This is a genomic window from Streptomyces misionensis, from assembly GCF_900104815.1.
GTDB lineage: Bacteria > Actinomycetota > Actinomycetes > Streptomycetales > Streptomycetaceae > Streptomyces > Streptomyces misionensis.
Map to the genome: position 1 here is coordinate 96,191 of NZ_FNTD01000003.1, position 19,567 is coordinate 115,757.

Consider the following 19,567-nt stretch of genomic DNA (forward strand, 5'->3'; position numbering starts at 1 on the left):
GTTTCGTTTCCTCAGTTGGTGTGTTGGGCCCTGGCGACGACGCGTCGTCGTCTCACCGCGTCCGACAGCTGAACCAGCTGCCGCACGTCGTCTTCCAGGCTCTGCGTCAGCGGCATCGCGACAGCAGCGGCCTGAGCGGGCGCCGTTGGGGGCTGCTCGTTGCGCAGTGCGGCGAAGAGCTGGTCGGCCAGGTCGTCGGCCCCTCCCGGATGGTTCTCCACCGGGCCTGCGATCGGTGACAGGTGGGGGCTGATCCGCACCAGGCCGTCCCGGCACTCGATGACTCTGCGGTACAAGCGCCGGTGGATTCCGAGCGGGAGCAGGTGGTCGCGCCACGGTTTGGCGGGCATCCGGCAGAGAGTGTGTTCGGGATACGCCTCGCAGAGAATCTGCCACAGCGGCCCCAGCCGGCGATACAAGCGGCGGTGCTGGCGGCGTATCCGCACTGCCGCGATCCGGGTAGCGGCTCCGGGGTAGCTGACTCCGATGAGGAACAGCGGAACCGCCAGCGCGATCATCACGCTTGAGGCCCAGGTGACGGCCTGGGGAACAGTGCCCCCCTGCCAACGGACCACGGTCAGTACGGTGCGGATCGTGCACGACGCGGCCATGGTGCCGATAGCCACTGCCGTGATCCAGAGGCCGGTTGCTAATGGCCGCTGGGAGGCCCGGGCATACGCGCAGGTCCAGCGCAGGGCCATGGCCAGGGCGTAGACAAGATATAGATCCGCGACGAGGTAGAAGCTCACCAGAGCCGGGTCGCGCAGGTCAGAGCCCCGGAAGTTAGCGCCGTCGTCACCGACGCCTGCGGTGATGGTCGCTGTGAGAAGGCCGGTCGCGGCGAGAGCCAGCAGGAGTGCCTCCCGGCGTGCGCGTGTGCTGCCCTCGGACGCATCAGCGGCGGCCGAGTACAGGTAGAAGCACATCAGCCAGTACGCCATGCTGAGCACGAACAGGTTCTGCACCAGCCGAGGGGCGCCCGGCCCTCCCGCGGAAGCGATCCAGTCGGCGAAGGGCTCTCTGGCCAGCACGAAGGAGCAGGCAGCGCTGATCAGACACAGCGTGACCGCGCGCAAGGCGGCGTCGCGGGGGGCCTTGACCAACTGGAATATCTTCCATCCCAGTGCTGCGGCGAACACCAGGCTTAAAGCCAGCATGATTAACGAGACGATCACAGCCACCCCTGCCTGTCACCCAGCGCCGTCTGGACTCGTCGAACCGACGCGTCCGTTGGCTGTGGCGGCGCGACCCGGTCCACGACTGAGGCCCACTCCAGGATGATGGTGGCGACGAGTTCCGCTTCTCGCTCGTGCTCCTGGTCGTAGGATGTGCGCCGCAGCGCCCGGCGGATCGCTTCGGGCGCGATGTCGGGCATCATCAGGCTCCACAGCTCATCGTCGTCCTCGTCGCTGTGGTGGTCGGCCAGAATGTGGCCCACCTCGTGCAAGATGATGTGATCCTGATGGGCTTTCGTCGTCTCACGCTGGTAGACGATGAAGTCGCTGGCGCCCGTGGCGATCCAGACCCCGAACGGTCCCGGCACGGGCAGGGAATAGGGCACCAGATGAATCGGCCGGCCGCGGCGCTCACCTAAGGCGCGGCACAGAGCCTCCACCTGGAGCGGCGGTTGCACGTCCAGCGCCTGCAGTTCCCGTCTGCAGCGGCGACGAAGCTGTCGCACCTTCAACCGTTCCCCCTAACCAAGGTCGAACTTCCTTCGAGCTGGCGACGGCTCATGCCGAAGGAAGACATCCGTGTTGGATGGCCGCCATCGGCTGGACTCGCGCGAAGTCTGGTCGGGATAGGGCGCGACTCGTTCAGAAACCGTCTGTGACGAAACACTAGCGAAGGGTTGACGGGGGTTGGCAAAGTCCCCCGGGCGACAGGGGGCCTATACAGCCAAAATGCGGTCGCCCGCAGTCGCCTGTGCCCGTGCCGGCGGGCGGGGACGGCCAGTGCGCCTCTGCGCGGTCGCGCGGCGGGCAGACGGATACGGCGGTCAGGCCTCGCCGCTCCGTGTGCCCGGGTCGTCTCCGAGGCCTTCCAGCTTCCGCAACTGATCTACGACTCCGGCCAGGGTCTGACGACTCGAACCGGAGAGGCCGTGTGCCCGAAGTGCGATGTTGCGCACATCGCTCTCCTTCAGTGCCTGAAGCAGGGCAAGTTGCTCGTCGATGCGCTGTGCCTGCTCGTTGTCGAGGAAGTAGGCAGGGCTGACACCGAAGTAGCGTGCCAGAGCTTCGAGGTGCTTCATGGTCGGGTTAGTCTTCCGGCCGGTACGCAGCTGCCAGATGTAGGTGGCGCTAATCGCCCGTTCCCCCGCGGCGATGTTGATGGCAGCGGCGACGTCCTCGTGGGAGGGCGTCTTCTGATCCTTCGGCGTCGCGGTCCGGAACAAGTGATCGAGCTTTTGCGCCAGAGTGCGGCTCACCTCACCGCCAGCACCCTGCTCGGTCGCGCTGCTCATCCCCCGACTCCTTGCTAGTTCATGGGTACCCGGACCACAAGTGTACTGAACGGCTGTCAACTGCTGCGGCAGCCATGGGAGTTTGCTGGAAACGCGGTGGATCTCGTGCCTATTATCCACCGGAGTCATGAACTGATGTTAATGGGGGAGTGATGGCACGGCACCAGAGACCCGTCCCGCAGGACACAACCGAAGCCGGCGGCGATCACCCCACGCTCACTCCGCATGACCAGCCGGAACCGGCACTCCCCTCCCCTGCCACTGCGGACCGGAGACGCCCCAGGAACGCCCCCCGCTCAACAGGTGCAGCGCAGTGAGCACACACGTACCCGACGACCCAACAGCCCTCGACCACACGCTGGAGGTTTCTCTCGGCCGGCGAGCCCCCTTCACCCAGGTCGGCGACTGGGTCCTGCTCTCCGGGACAGACTCCGACGCCCGAACCCTGTACTGGGCGCTGTCCGCCCATCTCAACGCCTCGCGGGACGACAACGAGGTCTGGCCGGGCCTGCTCACCCTCGCCCGCATCCTGGGACTGAAGAAGCCCGAGAACGTCTCCAAGTACATCCTGCAGCTGGAAGTGATCGGTGCCGTCGAGGTCATTCGCTCCAGCACCGGCCTCGTGCGCCGCAACCGCTACATCGTCCACCAGACCCCACCCGTCGGCTATTGCGGACCGCGGTCCATGGCCGACTGGTACGCCCTCAACCGAGCCAACCCCGACGAGCCCCCGGAAGAACGCGACGCACGCGAAGCGGCCTTCGACTCCTGGCTCACAGCCACCCGCCAGACGCTCAAAGAACACTGCGAGCGAACCGCCCGCGCCCGAGCCCTGGCAAGGAAGAACCGCACACCTCTGCCACCGGCCGAGTCCTTCCTCGGCCTGCACTCCCGTACCCCCACAGCAGGGGGTACGGAGCGAGCAGCAAACTCCGCCAAAACAGCAGGCCAGACCGTACCCCCCGTGGTGGGGGTGCGTACCCCCATGCCAAAGGGCTACGCACCCCCACACCAGGGGGTTGAAGAAGACCAAGAAGAACAACACCAAGAGACCGCGCCTGCGGCGCGAAGCGTCGCCTCCGGCCGAAGGCCTCCTACAGCTAGTAGTAAGCGCACCCGTTACACCACTGGAAGTCCGCGCACCGCTGCCGGCCAGCGGATGAACCGGACCCAAGCACAAGCCGTTCAAGCCGTCGAAGTCGGACTTCCCAAGGAACTGCGTGCTCTGCTCCCCCGGTGGCGCCCTGCAGCATTACGGGACACCATCCTGCGCGAGCACCAACACCGCACTGTCGAAGAACTGATCACACGAGCCAACCGCCGCTGGTACGCCTGGGGATTCGCCTCGACCGCCGACATATCCACTGGCGGAGCAGGCTTGGCTCACCCCGTCGGTGTCGCGGTACGGCTCATCGCATCCCACCGATGCCCCATCGGCAAGTGCGGCCGCGAATGCCCCGACCCGCGATGCGAAGACGGGGTCATCATCGACACCGACCAACCATGCCACCGATGTATCGAACACCGAAGCGATCACCGAAACCAGGAAGCCACTCAACGGCCTACCACCGCTCACCAGAGCAACAGACCGCGGAAGCCGGAATGCGAAGACTGCGGCAGACCCATGATCGGTCCAGCGCACCCCGATGGCATCTGCCGCGACTGCAGACAGTCCACGTCAGCGTCATCAAGCAACATCCGACGGCTCGCGTGACCCGCCGCCCAGCAGTTCGCTCGGACACAACAAGCATCATGAGTGGCCCGCCCACGGCCGGAGCAGCTGTAAACATCTGGAGCGCCGAGCATCGTTTGTCCTCAAGCCTTGTATGTCCGCTGCGCCTCCACCTCGGCTTCCTCGGTCCGTCCGAGGGCGCTGCTGCGGTACTCCGAGGGCCTGCTCCATGACCTGGACCGCGGCGAAGGCGAGCGCGTGACGCCGCCAGGACCGGCTCCGCATCCAAAGAGCCCGGCACCATGAGATCTAGAAGCTCAACCGCGCCCGCACGATGCCGGCCTCCAGCAAGGCCCCGAGTGGGCAGCGCCGGCAGCGACGTCGGTTGTGGCGGCCGGTGAAGTGCTACCAGCCCACCGGCTGGACGCGCACGGCGAGGGCGACGTCGGCGGAACACCCCGCGTAGGCGGGGAGGACAGGCAACATACGGTGCATCGAGGGTCGTGCGCTGCGTGCGGGAGCTGCTGCAGCGGATCCGCCCGATACTCGGAACGATGCGGAATGGCGGGTTCCTGCCCGCCTTCTGGCAGGTTGCTGTCACACTGGCGTCAGGCCCCGCTGTCCCCCGTCAGCGGGGTCGCTTCCGTCCGACCTGCAGGGCCTCGCCCGCAAGCGAAAATCTCTGGCGGCCGGGCTGGTGGAGCATCCGGCACAGTGGTCGATGCCTGTTTCGCGCCTGTGCCGCGGGTTGGGGCCGGGGCAGCGCCGGCGGCTGGCTTCGTGCGCGGCAAGGAGCAGCAGTTCGACAGCAGCTCGGGAGGCACTACGGCTGTGGGCACCCTCCGGATGTTCACGACGATGAGCAGCAGCGCGAAGGCTCCAGAGGTGGCGAGCCCCGTCCGGACATGTGCGGCGCCGCACCGGCTGAGGACACAGACGCTGGCTACGGGCGGAGGTAGCCGGTCGTGGCCGTGCCGTTGCCGACCGCCCCGCTCACGGGGCGGGGGCCTCCCGAAGTCGAGTACATCGTCTCCCCGCACGAGCGTGCGACGCCCGGAGTCGTGTCGAAGTGATGACGTGACTCGCGTAAAAAGCCAGGCGGCCAAGGTTCGGGCGCTACACACGGCGTCGGTGCGCCCTCCTCGTTGGCCGCGGCGACGAGGAGGTGCGCTGATCAGGCGGAGCCGGGCCGCATAGGCGGCGGTGATCCGGCCTCCGTCTCCGAATCGACGAGCGCCAGCTGCTCGCCTCATCCCAGGCCGAGTCGGCTCAGCGCTGTGGTCCAGCTGGTGACGATGGCCTGCTGCGCCGCCTTGAGGGTCACCTTCCCGGAGCAGACCGCGGTGTGCAGCTTCGACTCCACCGGGTCCTTCCTGTTGTTGACCCCGGAGCCCGGCTCGTGTCCGGGGTCCGGGGGCTCGAGGGAGTGCGTGGTCGTTGTGGTCGCTGCGGCCCGGGCAGAGTGCCGGGGCCGCAGCGACCACAACGACCACGCCGATGATGTCGGCGCCGGCGTTCCGCGACACCAGCGACTTCTCCCGCGTCATGCTGCACGGCGACCTCGGCTCCGACGAGGAGGTGACCGCATTCCTGCTCTACGCCAAGGCCGAACTGGGACTGCGCCTGGCGCAGCGGAAGCTTCAGAGGGCATCGCGGGAGCGGTCCGAGCGGATCGCCCTGGTCGCCGACCTGACAGGCTCGCAGCGGCGTGCAGCTCGGGTGCTGGGTCTGAACCAGTCGACCATCAGTCGCGCTCTGCGGGAGCGCCCTCAGCTCCCGTGATGACGTACGACCGCAGCTTCGGGAGTACCGGGCCACCTGGGGCTGCCGGTCTACGTCTGGGGCTGGTCGCTGTACGTGCGCGCCTGCGCCCGCCACATGGCCGCGTACTCACCTTCCTGCTCCAGGAGTGACTCGTGGGTGCCTTCTTCCAGCAGGTGACCGCCGTCGAGCACGATGATCCGGTCCGCGGCCCGGGTGGAGCCGAGCCGGTGGGTGATCAGGACGACGGTGCGGTCCTCGCTCAGCGCTCGGATACGGTCGTAGACGGCTTCCTCGGTACGGGGGTCGAGCGCGGACGTCGGCTCGTCGCAGATCAGCAGCGGGGCGTCGGTCCGGTAGAAGGCGCGCGCGCCGGCCAGGCGCTGCCACTGCCCGCCTGACAGGTCGCGGCCGCCCCAGTGGGACGGGGCGAGGTTGGTGTCGAGACCGTCCGGCAGGCGTGCGATGACGTCGTCGGCGCCGGACGCTTTGGCGGCTGCGAGCACCGCTTGGTCGTCGCCGTCGCCCTGGCCGAGGGTGATGTTCTCCCGGGCGGTGACCTGCCAGCGGGCGATGTCCTGCGGCAGCATGGCGAGACGTGACCACACCTGCTCCGGGTCCGCGGTCGCGAGGTTGACGTCGTCCCAGGTCACGGTGCCGTGGGTGGGGGTGTAGAGCCCGGCGAGGAGTTTGGCCAGGGTCGACTTGCCCGAGCCGTTCGCGCCGACGATCGCCAGGACCTCTCCGCGGCGGATGGTGACGCTCACGTTCTCCAGTGCGGGCCGGTCGGCGCCCGGGTAGCTGAAGGTGATGCCGTCGGCGCGGATGACGGACGGGTCGGCGGGGACCGCCGCGGGCTTGGCCGGAAGCCGGGTGCGGGCTTGTGCGTCGGTGAGGAAGCTGGCCCAGTCTCCGAGGTACAGGCCGGTCTTGTAGGTCGAGTTGATGCCGGTGACGAGCGCGTTGAGCAGGAGTCGGCTGGTCTGGACGGCGATGACGGCGGTCCCTGCGGCGGCCAGCGGGATGCGTCCGGCGGCCACAAGCCACAGCAGGGCCGTATAGACGAGGAGGGTGGCGGTGCCGGCGAGGGCGTCGCCGAGCAGCTGGTAGCGGGCGGTGCTGCGCCCGACCCGGGCGGCGTGGTCCTCCAGGCGCCGGGTCACGGCGGTGAACTGCCCGAGCAGCCACGGGCGCATCGTGCATGCCCGGACGTCGAGGGCGGTGGCGCGCCCGGAGGTGGTGTAGATCAGGGTGTGCCGCAGGCGCCGGTCGGCCAGGGCGTGCCGCTCGGCGAGGTGGGCGGCGCGCGCGGCGCGGACGGCGGCGGCGCCGCGCGGGAGGACGGCGAGCAGCAGCAGGGGCAGCAGCAGCGGGTCGAGGCCGGTGAGGATGCCGGCCGAGGCGAGGATGCCCAGCAAGGCGGCGGCGACCGAGGTCAGGGCCTCGATCATCAGGTGGGCGTCCTTGGAGGCGCGGTTGGCGGCCTCGCTGTGGTCGCACCAGGCCGGGTCGTCGTAGGCGGCGAGCGGTACGCGGGTGGCGGCGCCCAGGTATTCGAGTTCGGCGAGGGAGTCGACGCGCGGACCGATCCGTGCGGTGGTGGCCACGGTGATCGCGCTGAGCAGGGAGCGGGCGATCGCGGCCGCCGTGATGACCGCGAGGGACGGCCACGCCTGCTGGAGCCGGTCCATCACGTGGCCGGGTGCGAACAGCGGGGTCAGCGCGCCGCGGGTGGCGTACAGGCCCACGGCCATCAGCGCTCCGGTGGCGACCTGGAGGACGGCCAGGCGGATCAGGGCGGTGCGGTCGGCTGTCCAGGCGAGGCGGAGCGCGGCCTGGGCAAGGGCGGGCAGGCGGCGGGCGATGGTGAGGAAGTCGTCGGCCAGGGCGTCGTCGTGGCGCTCGGCGCTGACGCTGTACTGCGGGACCGCCTCGCCCGCGTCGTGCGGCCGGCGAAGCAGCCGCCAGGGCCGAAGCCGCCGGCCGGCGGACGGGGGCGGGGTACTGGTGTCGCGGCTGGTCTGCGTGTCTGTCACATCCAGCGCAACGCTTCACCCGTACGGGTGGTTGCGGTGGCGAGAGGTGGCGAACCTTAGTGCGATCGTTCCACTTTCAGGGCAGGCGTGTAGGGCCATCGGTAGCTGGTGACCAGCAGCAGATACTTGCCCGTACCGAGCCCAGTGAGGCGTCGTCCATGCTCGCAGTCACAGGTTGTTCGCGTAGAAGCTGGTGAGTCGTTCGACGGCGGCGTCGACGTATGCGGGTTCGTCGTACATCTCGTAGTGGCCGGCGCCGTCGATCACCATGAGGTCGACGGGGTTGGGGGCCAGCTTCCACAGCTGCATGCCCATGTCGTAGGAGCCGGTGTTGCCGATGCGTCCGGCGAGGATCACCTGGAGCGGCTGGGTCATGAGCCGATCGGCCAGATGGAACGCGTCATAGCCCATCAGGAGGGAGTCGCTGCGCAGGAGGCGCAGATTCGTGGAGCGCTCGTGCCCGCCGCGCTCGGTGCGGTAGTAGGTGATCGCCTGAGTGGTGTCGATGTCGGTCAGGCCCGCTGTCGCGGCGTCCTCGAGGGTGTCGGGCAGCCAGTTCACACGGGCCGTCTCGCCGGCGCGGGCCTCTTCGGTCCGTGCGTCCGCGAGGGCGTCGAGGGCTACGACCGGACCGTCGGGCTGGAAGCGCCGGAGGGCGGCGCCGATGTTGACGGGGACGACCGTGCCGACCGCTTTGATGCGGTGGTCTGTGCGGGCGGTGTGCACGGCGTAGCCCCCACCGGCGCAGATGCCGAGGACGCCGATGCGCCGCGGGTCGATGCCGGGGGTCGTGGTGAGCATGTCGATGGCGTAGGAGATGTCCTCGCCACGGCGGTAGGGGTCTTCGAGGTCGCGGGGCTCGCCCTGGCTCTCGCCCTGGTGGGCGGGGTCGAAGACGAGCGCCGCGATGCCGCGGGCGGCGAGACGGGAGGCGTAGTTGGCGCCGATCTGCTCCTTCACGCTGCTGCCGGGGGTGGAGAGCACCACGGCGGGCAGCGGTGTGCCGTTGTGGGCGTCGTCGGGCAGGTGGAGGTCTGCGGCGAGTTCGATGGGACCGCGCGGGATCGTGAGGTGCAGAAGCATGTGTGGCCTTCCTCCGTGAGGTCGTTGTTCCACGGGAGTCCAGTACAAGGCAGCACCTAGTACGATATGGAACTAATACGAAACTGTACCGCCTGGACGGAGGCCCGTATGTCGGTGGACGGGGCGCAGCTGTGGACGCTGAACCAGCGGCTGCTGGCAGTCGTGATGGATGCCTGCACGAAGGAGCTGGCCGAGCTCGGTCTGGAGACGAAGGAGTTCTTCGTCCTGGCCGAGGTGGAGGCGTCGCCGTACCCGGCCGAGATCGCGACCGCGCTACTGCTGCCCAAGGCGAGCGTGACGGTCTACGTCCGCAACCTCGTCGCCAAGGGCTTCATCCGCCGCGAGATCGACGAGGCGGACCTGCGGCGCCATCGGCTCGTCCTGACCGCCGAGGGCACGAAAGCACGCGATCGAGCACGTGCAGCCCTCGCGGCGGAGTACGACCGCAGGCTGGCGAGGGTCACCGCCCAGGACCGCACCGAGCTGCAACGCATCCTTCAGGAGATGCTCTCGCCCGCATGAGGCCATGGTCACGAGCCTGCCCGGTGAGTCCCTGCTCGCCAGTGCTGTGACCGCGTAGATTCGGTTGTGGCGGCCGGTGAACTACCAGCCCACCGGCTGGACGCACACGGCGAGGCGACGTCGGCGGAACACCTGCTCGTCGGCGGGAAGGACAGGCAACATACGGTGCGTCGGAGGTCGTGCGCTGCGTGCGGGAGCTGTTGCAGCGGATCCGCCCGGTTGTCGGGACACGATGCGGGATGCCGGGTTCCAGCCCGCCTCCTGGCAGGTTGCTGTCACACTGGCGTCAGGCCCCGCTGTCCCCCGTCAGCGGGGCCGCTTCCGTCAAAGAGCACGGTGCCCGATCCGCAGGCCTCGCCCGCAAGCGGAAGTCTCTGGCGGGCGTGGCCGGTGGAGCATCCGGCACGGCGGTCAGCGTCTGTGCTGCGGGTTGGGGCCGGGTTAGCCCCGACAATCGAGATCCGGGCGGTGCCACGGCGTCGGTGCGCCCTCCTCGTTGGCCGCAGCGACGGAGGGGCGCTGACCAGCTGGGAGCCGGGCCGCGTAGAAGACGGCGATCCGGGCCCCCGGATCGGCGGGCGCCAGGCCGAGCCGGCTCAGGGCGGTGGTCCAGTCCGTGACGATGGCCTGCTGGGCCGCCTTGAGGGTGGTCTTCCCGGAGCAGACCGCGGTGTGCAGCTTCGACTCCACGGGGTCCTTGAGGTTGTTCGCGCCCGAGCCGGTCTTGTGGCCGGGGTCCGGGGGCTCGACCCACAGGTTGCGGGCGTCGTTGGGGTCACCGCCGAGCTCGAGGGAGATCAGGTGGTCGTACTCGGCGTCGCCGAGACGGCCGGTGTAGCCGTAGGAGGCGGCGTTCGCGCGCTTCTCCGGCCCGGTCACACTCTCCGGAGGCCGGATGCCCTTGGTGTAGCCGCCCTTGCGGCAGATCGTCGACGCCAGCGTCGCCTGCGTCACCGCCGGCGAGATAGCGCCCGGTGTGCACGAGGTGTCCTCGAGGGGCTCGCCCTTCTCGTACCGGTAGCGGCAGCTGCCCGCGGCCGGCTGCCGCTGCACCGCGTACGTCTTCTGCGGCCCCGCCCCCACCGGAATCCCAGCCGCTCCAGGCGAGGCAACCGTGCCGGACGGCCCCGCCGCAGGCGTACCGTCCTTCCCCGAAGTCGCCGACCCTGGTTGCGAAGCGGATGAACAGCCCGACAGCAGCAGGCAGGACAGCAGCACCGGTGGCACCGCGCGGCGGACGAAGCCCATGACGACCCCTCACGGTCGAACAGCAGATGGCCACAAGCTCCCCCGCCCGGACGGCCACCTACCTCTCACCGCCGGGCGCACAGGTGTACGCAGGCTCACCAAACGGCACACGCGGCGTGAGCTCCTGGAGCTCCGGAGTCCCCCGCCTCCGCCGCGCTCCAGTGACCTCCTCATCAGACGACCGAGCCCAGCACCCCACGGCGGCCGGCCGGGAGCTCTCAGGCAGAGTGGCTAGCGAACGCCGCCCGTGCCGGCGTGGGGCACCTGTTTCACGGTGCCTGAGCAGTGGAAGGGCTGATCGGTACTTCTTCGCTCCTTGGAGGACTTGATGCCAGAAGATTTCGAAGAAATCCCTGAGCTTGACCACCCCGACACCGACGACACCGTCGACGAGACCGGAGTTGACCCCAAGGACATCGAATTGGTGATGGCCCAGGTTGGTTGTTCAAGGGCGAAGGCGGTCAGGGCCTTGAAAGAGAGCGGCGGCGACCTCATCAACGCGATCACGGCGGCCAGCGAATAGTCGGCGAGCCGTGACCGTGATGGGTCAGCATCGTCGACGAGTACCTTGCAGGCTCCGGTGGGGCAGATCCAACTTTCTCGGGCCTGTCGGCGGCGGCCGCCAGCCGCAGCAGGTCGAAGGCGACAAAGTGGGCGGGCTGCGCTTCCGCGAGCCGGGCAGCGTCAGCGCCCCGCCGCTTCGCCCGTTCCTGGAGCCGCTCGAACGCGAGCCGCCCGGGCTCTCACACCACCAGTTCGCCGTCCAGCGCGGTAGCGTCCGGCAGCTGCGCGCCGGCAGCGCGGATCTCGGGGAAGGCCGGCGCCAGATCGGTGCCCTGCCGCGAGCGCAGCACCAGACGCCCAGCATCAACGGACAGCAGCGCCCGGAAACCGTCCCACTTGACCTCGGCAGCCCACCCCGGCGGCAGGACGGGCTCCGGGGCGGGGGGCGGCGAGCATGGGCTCCGGCAGCATCCAGGTCACAGGGTGATGCCTTCCACGGCATCTCGCCGCGCTCCACCCGGACGGCCGGTGATCCGGGGCGCCGGGCATCGGGGGTTGAGACTGGTAGGAGTCTGGGATCGGGTGACCTGAGTTCCTGCCACCGGAATGATCCAGGTCACGCTGCGTCGTCGATGAGGCCGAAGTCCTCGGTGAACACGTCCAAGAACGCGCGCCGCTCTGCCGACGGCTCCGCTGCTGCCAACTGCTGGATAATCTCGGCGAGCGAGCCTCGCTGATCAGGCGTGAGTTGATCGAAGGTGCCGGCCACGAAGTCGAGTTGCTTGGCGGCTGCCCGGGGCTCGCCGTCCTCGTCGATCGTGCTGCCGATGAACCGTGTGAGCTCGATGACGAGCCTGGTCAGCGCCTGCACGAGCGAGTCGTTTCCGTTCATCGGTCTCCTGCCTCTTGATGCGGCCGGCTACGGTCACCGGGTGCGTAGTGTTTCTAGGGGGGCGCCTGCCTCGCTGGCGGCGTGCGCGTCGTGGTCGGGCGGGATGAACTTGGCGACTGATCGGGCTTACTTCGACACCCGAGGTAGAGGCTCCGCGCCCCCCGCATAGATTTACTCAATCTTGACTATCTCGTGGAAGCGTGCATTCCGGCGGCCGCACGCTCACTTCACCCCCTAACACATCCGGGCGAGCCGCCTCGCGAAGTTCATGAGCCTGTCCCGAGGTTCGTCCTCGGGGGCGCTGCAACTCTCCCTGCAACAAAGGCTGCTGAACCCGAAAGGGGGGCTTCCGAGGGGGCCCAATAGGCGCCCAGCGACCGCTCGCCAAGCCCCTACAGTGGAACTCGTCCGAACAGCGAGAAAGCCTCACCCTCCTGGTGGCCGCCAGGATTCCGGGTGAGGCTTCTCGAACGATCCCTTGGGGGAATCTCCATGCATCATCGCACGATAGACGCCGCCAGCGACGAGCCGAGTGAGCCGAGCCGCTTCGAGCGCGCGCGCCGGACTCTCACCCTCATGCGCCGCCGGTTCCTGCTCGGCCTGGCATACGGCTCCGGCACCGGCTGCGTCACCCTGGCCGTGCTGTGCGTCGAGCGCCACATGCGGTAACCCGCGGCGCGCTGCCAGCAGACGCCATCGGGGCCCCGCACGATGCCGTGCGGGGCCCCTGCCCTGCCCGCGGGAAGGGGGTTGCGCTGGGTGCGCACCGGACAGCACGCGCGGCCTGTGCCGTCCGGGCTGACGTGATCGGGCGTCAGGTCTTCACAGGCCGATCCCCTCGGTCGCGGCGTCCTCGAACGCCCCGCCCTCGTCCACGTACTCGCAGAACACAGGCGAGTTGGCCGACCAATCGCCCTGGCGGCGCAGTTTTTCGATGCGCCTGCCCTTCTTGCGGCCGGTGGTGACCAGACCGCGCCGGGCGGAGTGCCTGGTACTCCGGCGCCCGTCAGGCCCGCGCACTTCGCGTAGCGCGCGAGCGCCCAACCGACACCGTCACCGCGCCGGAGGCGTCGTCCTTCACCAGCTCAGCGTCCAGGTGGGCGGCGATGGCGTCGGAACCGCTCATTGGGAGGCCTCCGTCGTGGCGGTGTCCGTGTAGGGCCAGGGCCGAACGGGAGGGACGGTAGGGCCCGGCTCGGACATTGCCGACTCGCCGCCGTCGCTGTCGTCGGGGTGCAGGCGGCGGTTGAGGAGGCGGCCGAGCGTGTGCACGGCGGTCTGGATGGCCAAGCGCTCGGCAACGGTGAGCTGGGTGCCCAGCTGCGGGTGGTCGCTGCTCACGACGTTCCATCCGGCGGGCTCGAAGGGATCAGGGTCGAACTTGACGCTGAAGGTCTCCTGGGACGACGGGTAGCGAAGGGTCAGGTCAGCGGAGTCGATCACGGCCGTGCCTTCGCCACCGACGGGGACGGCGGTCCGAAACGCCGTCAAATGATCTTTGTATGGATGTCCAGTTCGGCCCAGTACTTCTGTGCGGCCTCCTGGGCACCGGCCAGTTGCGCGAGCAGGCTCTCGCCTACGTCCACCTTCCGGTCCGGGTCGGTGGAGTCCTCCAGCAGGATGCCGATCCGGTCCAGGGCGATGCTTAGGTGCCAGGCGGCGTTGGCCAACCGGTTGGGTCGCTCGGTGAGCATCGCTGGCCGGACCAGGGACCAGGCATGCTGGGCGAGTTCCCGTACTGGCTCGGCGGTGAGCGGTGCGTAGGGCGGGAGCATGCCGGCGGATTCGGCGGCCTTGTCGGTGGGTTCGACGCCGCGGGCGCGCAGGTCGTCGTAGACGGTGTCGCGGGAGACGTCGGCGGCGCGGGCGAGTTCGGCGATGGTGCGGGTGCCCGCCCACCAGGCAGCGGCCATCAGGTCGGCACGGTTGTCGGCGAGGCGGTCGCGCCGCGTTGCCCATCCGCGCAGGGCGGCCAGCGCGGCGCCGCGTACGTCCGTCGGTTCGGTGTCGAATGGGTCGACAGTGGAGTTCATGCCCCTGACGGTATGTCGACCCACTCGACATGTCGACTGGTTCGACAGTTTCAGGCCTTTCTGTAAAGCGGAGTTGACGGCGCCTCATGCCCGTTTACCGCCTCGGATCTGGCACGGTAGGCGGCCCGAGGCGAGATCCCCGGGGCTCGGCCTGCTCCAGCGAGACCGCTGCGGCCAACGGCTTCAACACGCTGATGCGTTCGCTCGGCAGCACCTGAACCGGCCTCCTGATCGGCTGCGGCGTTGCCCTCTGGCGGGTTGCCGTCACACTGGCGGCAGGCCCCGCTGTCCCCCGTCAGCGGGGCCGCTTCCGTCCGATCTGCAGGGCCTCGCCCGCAAGCAGTCTCTGGCGGCCGGGGCCGGTGGAGCATCCGGCACGGCGGCCAGCGCCTGTGCTGCGAGTCGGGGGCGAGGGTAGCGTTGACGGCCGAGATCCGGACGCTGCGCACCGCGTTGGTGCGACCTCCTCGTGCTGGGCACCGAGCCGGGTCATCCGCCAACTGCAGGGCAGCCGCGGCCCGGACGGCAGGTGGGCCGACTGCGTCGCCCAGGACGTCGGCCTGCTCCCGCCGGGCGGCCACGATCCGGGCGTCGGCGGACACCTGCGGGTACGGCCGTTCACCGACGCCGACCCGGATCTGGCCCGCCAGGCAGCTCAACAGGCCGCCCGGCTACGGCGTGGATAACGCGCAGCTCACACCCGTTGGCACCCCGGCATCCGTCTGCTGCCACCCGTCAGCAGGCGTCGTCCCCGTACGCGGCTTCCTCCAGGGCCCGCAGGATCAGCCGGAACTCGTTGTCATCGACGTCTTGGACGACCGCGCCGAGCTGCACCCCGCAGCGCCGCACCAGCGACGCGGCGACCTCCAGCACGGCCATCTCGCTGCGCGAGGACTTCAGCGCCCAGGGAGAGGAGAGCAGGAGCAGGCCGATCGTGTCCCAGCTCACCGAGGGGTGTGTGCCGTTGCGGTCGATGACCGGCTTGTCGGCGGCCGCCGACAGTGCCGCCTCGTCCTCCAGCAGGCGGCGCAGCCAGTAGCCGTCCCGGTGCGCGCTGAGCAGCCGGGTCGCCGCCCGCATCCCCTCGTTGCCCACGCCCTGCAACAGCTCCTCGGCGAGCGGCTCGCCGCTTGCGACCGTCGTCACCGCTATCTCCGTTCCCTCGGCGACCGGCGCCGTGGTGGCCGGCCTCGCCTGCGGTCGCCGACGTGCGGCCGCGCCGCACACGCCGGACGATCCCCCGGACGCCTTCGCCCACCGCCAGGCGCACCAGCGGGTCCTCCGCCAGCGTCCGCGCCGTGTCCATCCAGTCCATCGCCGTCTCCCTTGGCCTTCGGGCAGCACGCCCGTGGAAGGCGCCTTGCTCTCCAGCCCTTCGGGGTGGAAAGGCGACACGGCACAGGAAGGGTGAGATGGAATTCTCTGGGCAGCGAGATGGTGGTCCGCCATCCCGCCCGGACCCAGCAGGAAGTAGACGGCCTCGGGGAACATCGGTACAGCGGTTGGCGATGAGAACGATCTTGGTCAGGGCGTGAGCAGGCTGACTCGGTCCTCGTACTCGCGACGCGCCTTGCGCTGGACCGGGACTGCGGGGAGGACCTGGCTGCCGTCGAGCGCACACCCCGGTCGCCTGCCACGGCGGCGAAGAACCCCCGGTTCCGCCCCACGAGGCGGGGGAGCGCCCGTACAGTGACGCCATGGACATGAGCTGGGTCAAAAACGGCGTGCGCTACACCCTGAAAGTGGTCGAGCACCCGGACTGGACGGTGCTGTCCGAATCGAGCACTCCCGGCGTGCTCCGGGCCCTGCTGCGCGGGACCAACAACAAGATCGTCGGTCACGCGGGCCTGCGCTCCGCGACCAGTGTTGTGGCGGGCGTCGCCGCGGTGTCGGCGACGGTGGGCGGTGGGCTGGTGTACGCGGGCATGAAGCTCAAGAGCCACCTGGACAACCGCAAGGCCGAACACGACGAGGCGCCCGCGGGCGCCGCCGAGCAGACGGCCGCGAGCGCCAATGTGGTCGAGGTCGAGGAGACGGCCGTAACCGAGACTCCGCGACTGCGCGCTGTGTGAGCGTCAGGCGAAGCGCCGGCGCGGGTGCAGATCCGCATGATGCTCAGGGCGTCGCCCTTTCCGCGCGTACGCAGGACGCCACGGCGACGGCCCGCGCGCAGCACGCTCTCCACGACGCTGCGGGGCCCGGACCGACGTGCGGCCGCGCCCTCGTGAACCACTGCTCGTAAGGCAGGGGCAACCGTGTGTGGTTGGTGCTGTTCGCGCGCGGTGACATGGCCGCAGTCCCTTCGATCCAGGTCATCGCTGGTGAGGGTCGTCCTCAGCGCCAACCGCTGTACCGATGCTCCCCGAGGCCGGTAGAGGAGCGTCATCACCCCCGCGCTGACCACCAGGGCGGTGCCGATGGCGGGGTGGCGGTACGCGATGTATCCGACGAACGCCTCCCCCGAAGGGGTGGCGCAGGCACCTTGAGGCGAAGTGGCGGGGCGAGGACGTCGGGCCGTTGCCCCGTGAGGAGTCGGACCAGGACGCCCTGTTCTGACCCCCCGTCCTACCAACAACGCCCGGAGTAGCCGAGGGGGCCCGCCGCCGTGAAGGCCAGTGAGGCCCGCTGGCGGCCGCGGCCCCGGTAGATAGGCATCTTCCTTGACGGCGAGGTCGACGCCGACGGCTGCGAGTTCTTCAACAAGGTTCACGACGAGATCGCCGTCATGACCTGGAGTTCGTCTTCGGCCCCAACGCGCAGCACCTGAGGGCGATATCGATCGTCACGCTTTCATGCAGGTCAGGCACGGCTTCTGACCGCGGTTGGGTGATAGGAGCCACGACGCTCCGCATGTGTGCAATGCGTCACAGTTGTCGGGCGGCTGGACGACGGTAGTCGCAAACGTGATCATGCCTCTGACCTGCGGTCCAGCTGCGGCCCACCCTGTCCCCCGCCGTGCGCTATAGGAAGTCCCTCTTCAGCGCGCTTCGGGTACGCCACGGTCGGTCGGGTGTCGGTGAGCCCCCATAAGCTGATGAACATCCGAGGCCCTTCGGACGGCGAAGGGAGACCCTTGCGAAGTCGTGCCCTAGGAAAGCCACTTCGCGTGGGTCTCCCCCTCGCCTGACGTCGGGCTGCCGTTCCGTCGTAAGGAGACCGGAAGCCGTGACGCTTATCGACCGTACCCCAGCTGGGGCGGCCAACTCAGTTCGTGCGTATGCCTGGGCCACAGTCGTCACCACCCTGGCGACCCTCGCCACCATCCTCGTCCTCGCCCTTACCGGCGACCATGACGCGGCTGTCGCCGTCGCCGCGGCCGGAGGCGCGGGAGTGGTGGGCGGTGCCGTCCAGATCACCGTGCACGTCCGCCGCTGACACATCCCTTCCCCCCTCTCGACCGTCACCGTAGAGGGGGGCACTGACAACGCATGTCGGCAAGCCCACTTACGGCGGCAAGCGCGACGCACTAACTCGCTGCTGTCGTCATCTGCTGCCGGTCGGGGACCGGTCCGCCGGGCACTTCGCGTGCGCGTCTGGGGCAGGCTGCCGGACGAGCGGGGGCGGCTTCTCCCGGGGAGAGGCTGCCCGGACGCGTGTTGAGCCGGGGTTGTCCGGACCGGGCCGCTCCCCGGATACAGTCGCGGGCGGGGCACGGAGCCAGGATCAGTGGCTCCGGGCCCCGCCCGTCGGGACTGTCCGGTCAGTCGTTCTTCTCCGGCGGGGTGAGCAGGGCGAAGAACGACTCCGCGTCCTCCTGGGTCAGCTTGCCGTCCATCGCAACGGCCTGGCGCAGCGTGTAGAGGGTGTCCTCCGCCGGGATCTCCCACCGGGTGTGGGCCTCGCGGGTGATCTCGCCGATGTGGTGGTGGGCGGACTCGGGGTGGTGGCGGATGAACCAGTCGAGCATCGCCGCGACCGGGCGCGAGACCCACAGGTGCAGCCAGCCCTTCTCCCTCACCGGCTTCCTCGGCCGGGCCTGCACCTGGCGGTCCAGGTCGATGGCCTCGGCGAAGTCGTGCAGCACCGCGCCCTCGATGGTGGAGCCCAGCAGGTGGGTGGGCAGGACGCGGTCCAGGCTGGTGGCGACGTTCCAGGCCAGCGCGTCGGCGATCTCCCGGACGGAGTCCTCGTTGCGGGCGCGCAGGACCCACCGCTTGCGCACGTCCGGCCGTCCCCACAGGGTGTTCTGGAAGTCGGCGGCGAAGTGGTCGCGGACCTCCGCCGCCCCGCGCGACAGCTGGTCGCGGTCGCCGGCCGACATCACGGCCCGGACGCCGTCGTAGGAACGCCGGCGCGCCTCGACCCAGTCGTCGGCCACGGCCCGGGCCCACTGGTCGCGGCCGCCGACCAGGGCCTGCGGCTGGGGCACCTCGCTGTTGCCGCGCGAGATGTAGGCCCGCAGCGTCGAGGCGGTGATGCCGCCGAGCTCGGCCATCTCCGGCACGCCGATCAGCTGGGCGCCGCTCAGCTCCGGGGTGGCAAGGTCGACCACGCACCGCTCCAGCGGCAGCGCGCCGTCGCGCTCGGCCTGGTGGGCGGCCCACAGCGCCAGGTGGTCGCCCCAGTTCTCCACCACCGGCGCCGGCGCCGCGGCGTCGATGTCGGCGACGTCGAGAACGGCGGCCCGGGCCGCGTCGGCGCGGCGGTCGAGCATGTCGGCGGCGCTGACGGTGACGGCGGCGCGCGCCGGCCTGAAAGAACTGACCGACACGCTCATCAAGCGCGCCGTCGTCGCCGAACGGGAGGAGGGCACCACCTGGGCCCAACTTGGCCGACGCCGCCGGCATCAGCAAGCAGGCCGCCCACGAGCGCTGGGCCCCGGACGTCACCACCTGGGCCCGCGTCGGCCGCACCGTGTTCCCGCCGGACAGCGTGCAGATGGCGCTGGAGGCCGCCCGCCGCCTGGACCAGGTGCACGCCAGCCGGCGCCTCGACCACCCGGCCGACGCGGTCAGCTCCTGCCTGGACGCCGTGCGCTTCCCCGGCGCGGTCGCCGCCGAGGCCGCTCGCAGGGAGCGGGCGGCGGCCCTGCACGCCCGGCTGGAGCCGCTCGACGCCTGGCTCAGCGGTTCGTACGACGAGTGGCGACTGCTCACCGAGGGCGGCGCCCGCCCGGAGACCCGGGCGGCGGTGCTGACCCGGCAGGCCGCCCCGGAGGAGGAGATCGCCGCCGTGTACGAGGAACTCACCGCCGCCGACCGGGAGTACGCGGAACTGCTCGCCGCCAAGGCCCAGGCGGGACGGAGGCGGTGACGAGGAAGTGACGGTCACGGTGGAGTCGGTGGTCGACGCCGAGGGCGTCGGCGAGCCGGACGGCGCTCCGGCACTGTTGGACGCGGGTCTTCAGCG

21 protein-coding genes are annotated in these 19,567 nt (G+C 69.8%); 8 read left to right on the top strand and 13 right to left on the bottom strand.

What is annotated here, in order from left to right:
* Positions 1-11: 11 nt before the first annotated feature.
* The 3 genes from BLW85_RS00665 to BLW85_RS00675 form a co-directional block, all read right to left on the bottom strand.
* The gene (locus BLW85_RS00665; protein WP_079172188.1) at positions 12-1,181 is read right to left on the bottom strand and encodes an MAB_1171c family putative transporter; all 1,170 of its coding nucleotides are present in this window, start codon (positions 1,179-1,181) and stop codon (positions 12-14) included.
* Positions 1,172-1,681, bottom strand: a complete 510-nt coding sequence (locus BLW85_RS00670; RefSeq protein ID WP_244174769.1) for a hypothetical protein — start codon at positions 1,679-1,681, stop codon at positions 1,172-1,174. Before BLW85_RS00670 ends, BLW85_RS00665 begins: the two co-directional genes overlap by 10 nt.
* Before the next feature lie 318 nt (positions 1,682-1,999).
* Positions 2,000-2,467, bottom strand: coding sequence for a helix-turn-helix domain-containing protein (locus BLW85_RS00675; protein ID WP_074990011.1), 468 nt, complete (start codon positions 2,465-2,467; stop codon positions 2,000-2,002).
* A gap of 313 nt (positions 2,468-2,780) precedes the next feature.
* Here BLW85_RS00675 and BLW85_RS38730 point away from each other — a divergent pair, with 313 nt between their 5' ends.
* Positions 2,781-4,181: a hypothetical protein gene (locus BLW85_RS38730; protein ID WP_143060387.1), complete on the top strand. Its 1,401-nt coding sequence runs from the start codon at positions 2,781-2,783 to the stop codon at positions 4,179-4,181.
* A 1,455-nt stretch (positions 4,182-5,636) separates the two neighbouring features.
* Positions 5,637-5,921: a helix-turn-helix domain-containing protein gene (locus BLW85_RS00685; protein WP_074990013.1), complete on the top strand. Its 285-nt coding sequence runs from the start codon at positions 5,637-5,639 to the stop codon at positions 5,919-5,921.
* Between the two features lie 50 nt (positions 5,922-5,971).
* On the opposite strand, the gene BLW85_RS00690 is transcribed toward BLW85_RS00685, so the two are convergent.
* On the bottom strand, positions 5,972-7,936 hold the full coding sequence (locus tag BLW85_RS00690) for an ABC transporter ATP-binding protein (RefSeq protein ID WP_079172189.1): 1,965 nt from the start codon (positions 7,934-7,936) through the stop codon (positions 5,972-5,974).
* 168 nt (positions 7,937-8,104) lie between these two features.
* Positions 8,105-9,019 (bottom strand): alpha/beta hydrolase, encoded by a 915-nt coding sequence (locus tag BLW85_RS00695; protein WP_074990014.1) that lies wholly within the window; start codon positions 9,017-9,019, stop codon positions 8,105-8,107.
* A gap of 108 nt (positions 9,020-9,127) precedes the next feature.
* On the opposite strand from BLW85_RS00695, the gene BLW85_RS00700 reads away from it, so the two are divergent.
* The gene (locus tag BLW85_RS00700) at positions 9,128-9,541 is read left to right on the top strand and encodes a MarR family winged helix-turn-helix transcriptional regulator (protein ID WP_074990015.1); all 414 of its coding nucleotides are present in this window, start codon (positions 9,128-9,130) and stop codon (positions 9,539-9,541) included.
* Between the two features lie 441 nt (positions 9,542-9,982).
* On the opposite strand, the gene BLW85_RS00705 is transcribed toward BLW85_RS00700, so the two are convergent.
* The gene (locus BLW85_RS00705; RefSeq protein ID WP_341867923.1) at positions 9,983-10,594 is read right to left on the bottom strand and encodes a hypothetical protein; all 612 of its coding nucleotides are present in this window, start codon (positions 10,592-10,594) and stop codon (positions 9,983-9,985) included.
* A gap of 523 nt (positions 10,595-11,117) precedes the next feature.
* Between BLW85_RS00705 and BLW85_RS00710 the strand changes: the two genes are divergently transcribed.
* Positions 11,118-11,312, top strand: coding sequence for a ubiquitin-like domain-containing protein (locus BLW85_RS00710; RefSeq protein ID WP_143060388.1), 195 nt, complete (start codon positions 11,118-11,120; stop codon positions 11,310-11,312).
* A gap of 220 nt (positions 11,313-11,532) precedes the next feature.
* On the opposite strand, the gene BLW85_RS39885 is transcribed toward BLW85_RS00710, so the two are convergent.
* Positions 11,533-11,718 carry an ATP-dependent DNA ligase gene (locus tag BLW85_RS39885; protein ID WP_341867926.1) on the bottom strand — a complete coding sequence of 62 codons (186 nt, stop codon included), beginning with the start codon at positions 11,716-11,718 and terminating at the stop codon, positions 11,533-11,535.
* Positions 11,719-11,909: 191 nt separating this feature from the next.
* A complete protein-coding gene (locus BLW85_RS00720; RefSeq protein ID WP_074990017.1) occupies positions 11,910-12,185 on the bottom strand; it encodes a hypothetical protein in 276 nt (91 codons plus the stop codon).
* Positions 12,186-12,677: 492 nt separating this feature from the next.
* Between BLW85_RS00720 and BLW85_RS39100 the strand changes: the two genes are divergently transcribed.
* A complete protein-coding gene (locus tag BLW85_RS39100) occupies positions 12,678-12,854 on the top strand; it encodes a hypothetical protein (protein WP_167381341.1) in 177 nt (58 codons plus the stop codon).
* Positions 12,855-13,007: 153 nt separating this feature from the next.
* On the opposite strand, the gene BLW85_RS00725 is transcribed toward BLW85_RS39100, so the two are convergent.
* From BLW85_RS00725 to BLW85_RS00740, 4 genes are all read right to left on the bottom strand, one after another.
* The gene (locus BLW85_RS00725) at positions 13,008-13,205 is read right to left on the bottom strand and encodes a site-specific integrase (protein ID WP_074990018.1); all 198 of its coding nucleotides are present in this window, start codon (positions 13,203-13,205) and stop codon (positions 13,008-13,010) included.
* Positions 13,206-13,307: 102 nt separating this feature from the next.
* A complete protein-coding gene (locus BLW85_RS00730; RefSeq protein ID WP_074990019.1) occupies positions 13,308-13,628 on the bottom strand; it encodes a hypothetical protein in 321 nt (106 codons plus the stop codon).
* Positions 13,629-13,672: 44 nt separating this feature from the next.
* Positions 13,673-14,218 carry a hypothetical protein gene (locus BLW85_RS00735; protein WP_074990020.1) on the bottom strand — a complete coding sequence of 182 codons (546 nt, stop codon included), beginning with the start codon at positions 14,216-14,218 and terminating at the stop codon, positions 13,673-13,675.
* Positions 14,219-14,953: 735 nt separating this feature from the next.
* Positions 14,954-15,364, bottom strand: a complete 411-nt coding sequence (locus BLW85_RS00740; protein WP_074990021.1) for a hypothetical protein — start codon at positions 15,362-15,364, stop codon at positions 14,954-14,956.
* Positions 15,365-15,915: 551 nt separating this feature from the next.
* Between BLW85_RS00740 and BLW85_RS39105 the strand changes: the two genes are divergently transcribed.
* Together BLW85_RS39105 and BLW85_RS00750 are read left to right on the top strand one after the other, a co-directional pair.
* A complete protein-coding gene (locus BLW85_RS39105) occupies positions 15,916-16,290 on the top strand; it encodes a hypothetical protein (RefSeq protein ID WP_074990022.1) in 375 nt (124 codons plus the stop codon).
* Positions 16,291-17,383: 1,093 nt separating this feature from the next.
* Positions 17,384-17,593: a hypothetical protein gene (locus tag BLW85_RS00750; protein ID WP_074990023.1), complete on the top strand. Its 210-nt coding sequence runs from the start codon at positions 17,384-17,386 to the stop codon at positions 17,591-17,593.
* Positions 17,594-17,918: 325 nt separating this feature from the next.
* Here the strand turns inward: BLW85_RS00750 and BLW85_RS00755 are convergent, their stop codons facing one another.
* The gene (locus BLW85_RS00755; RefSeq protein ID WP_208624799.1) at positions 17,919-18,935 is read right to left on the bottom strand and encodes a hypothetical protein; all 1,017 of its coding nucleotides are present in this window, start codon (positions 18,933-18,935) and stop codon (positions 17,919-17,921) included.
* 50 nt (positions 18,936-18,985) lie between these two features.
* On the opposite strand from BLW85_RS00755, the gene BLW85_RS00760 reads away from it, so the two are divergent.
* Positions 18,986-19,471: a hypothetical protein gene (locus BLW85_RS00760; RefSeq protein ID WP_074990024.1), complete on the top strand. Its 486-nt coding sequence runs from the start codon at positions 18,986-18,988 to the stop codon at positions 19,469-19,471.
* The last annotated feature ends 96 nt before the right edge of the window (positions 19,472-19,567 follow it).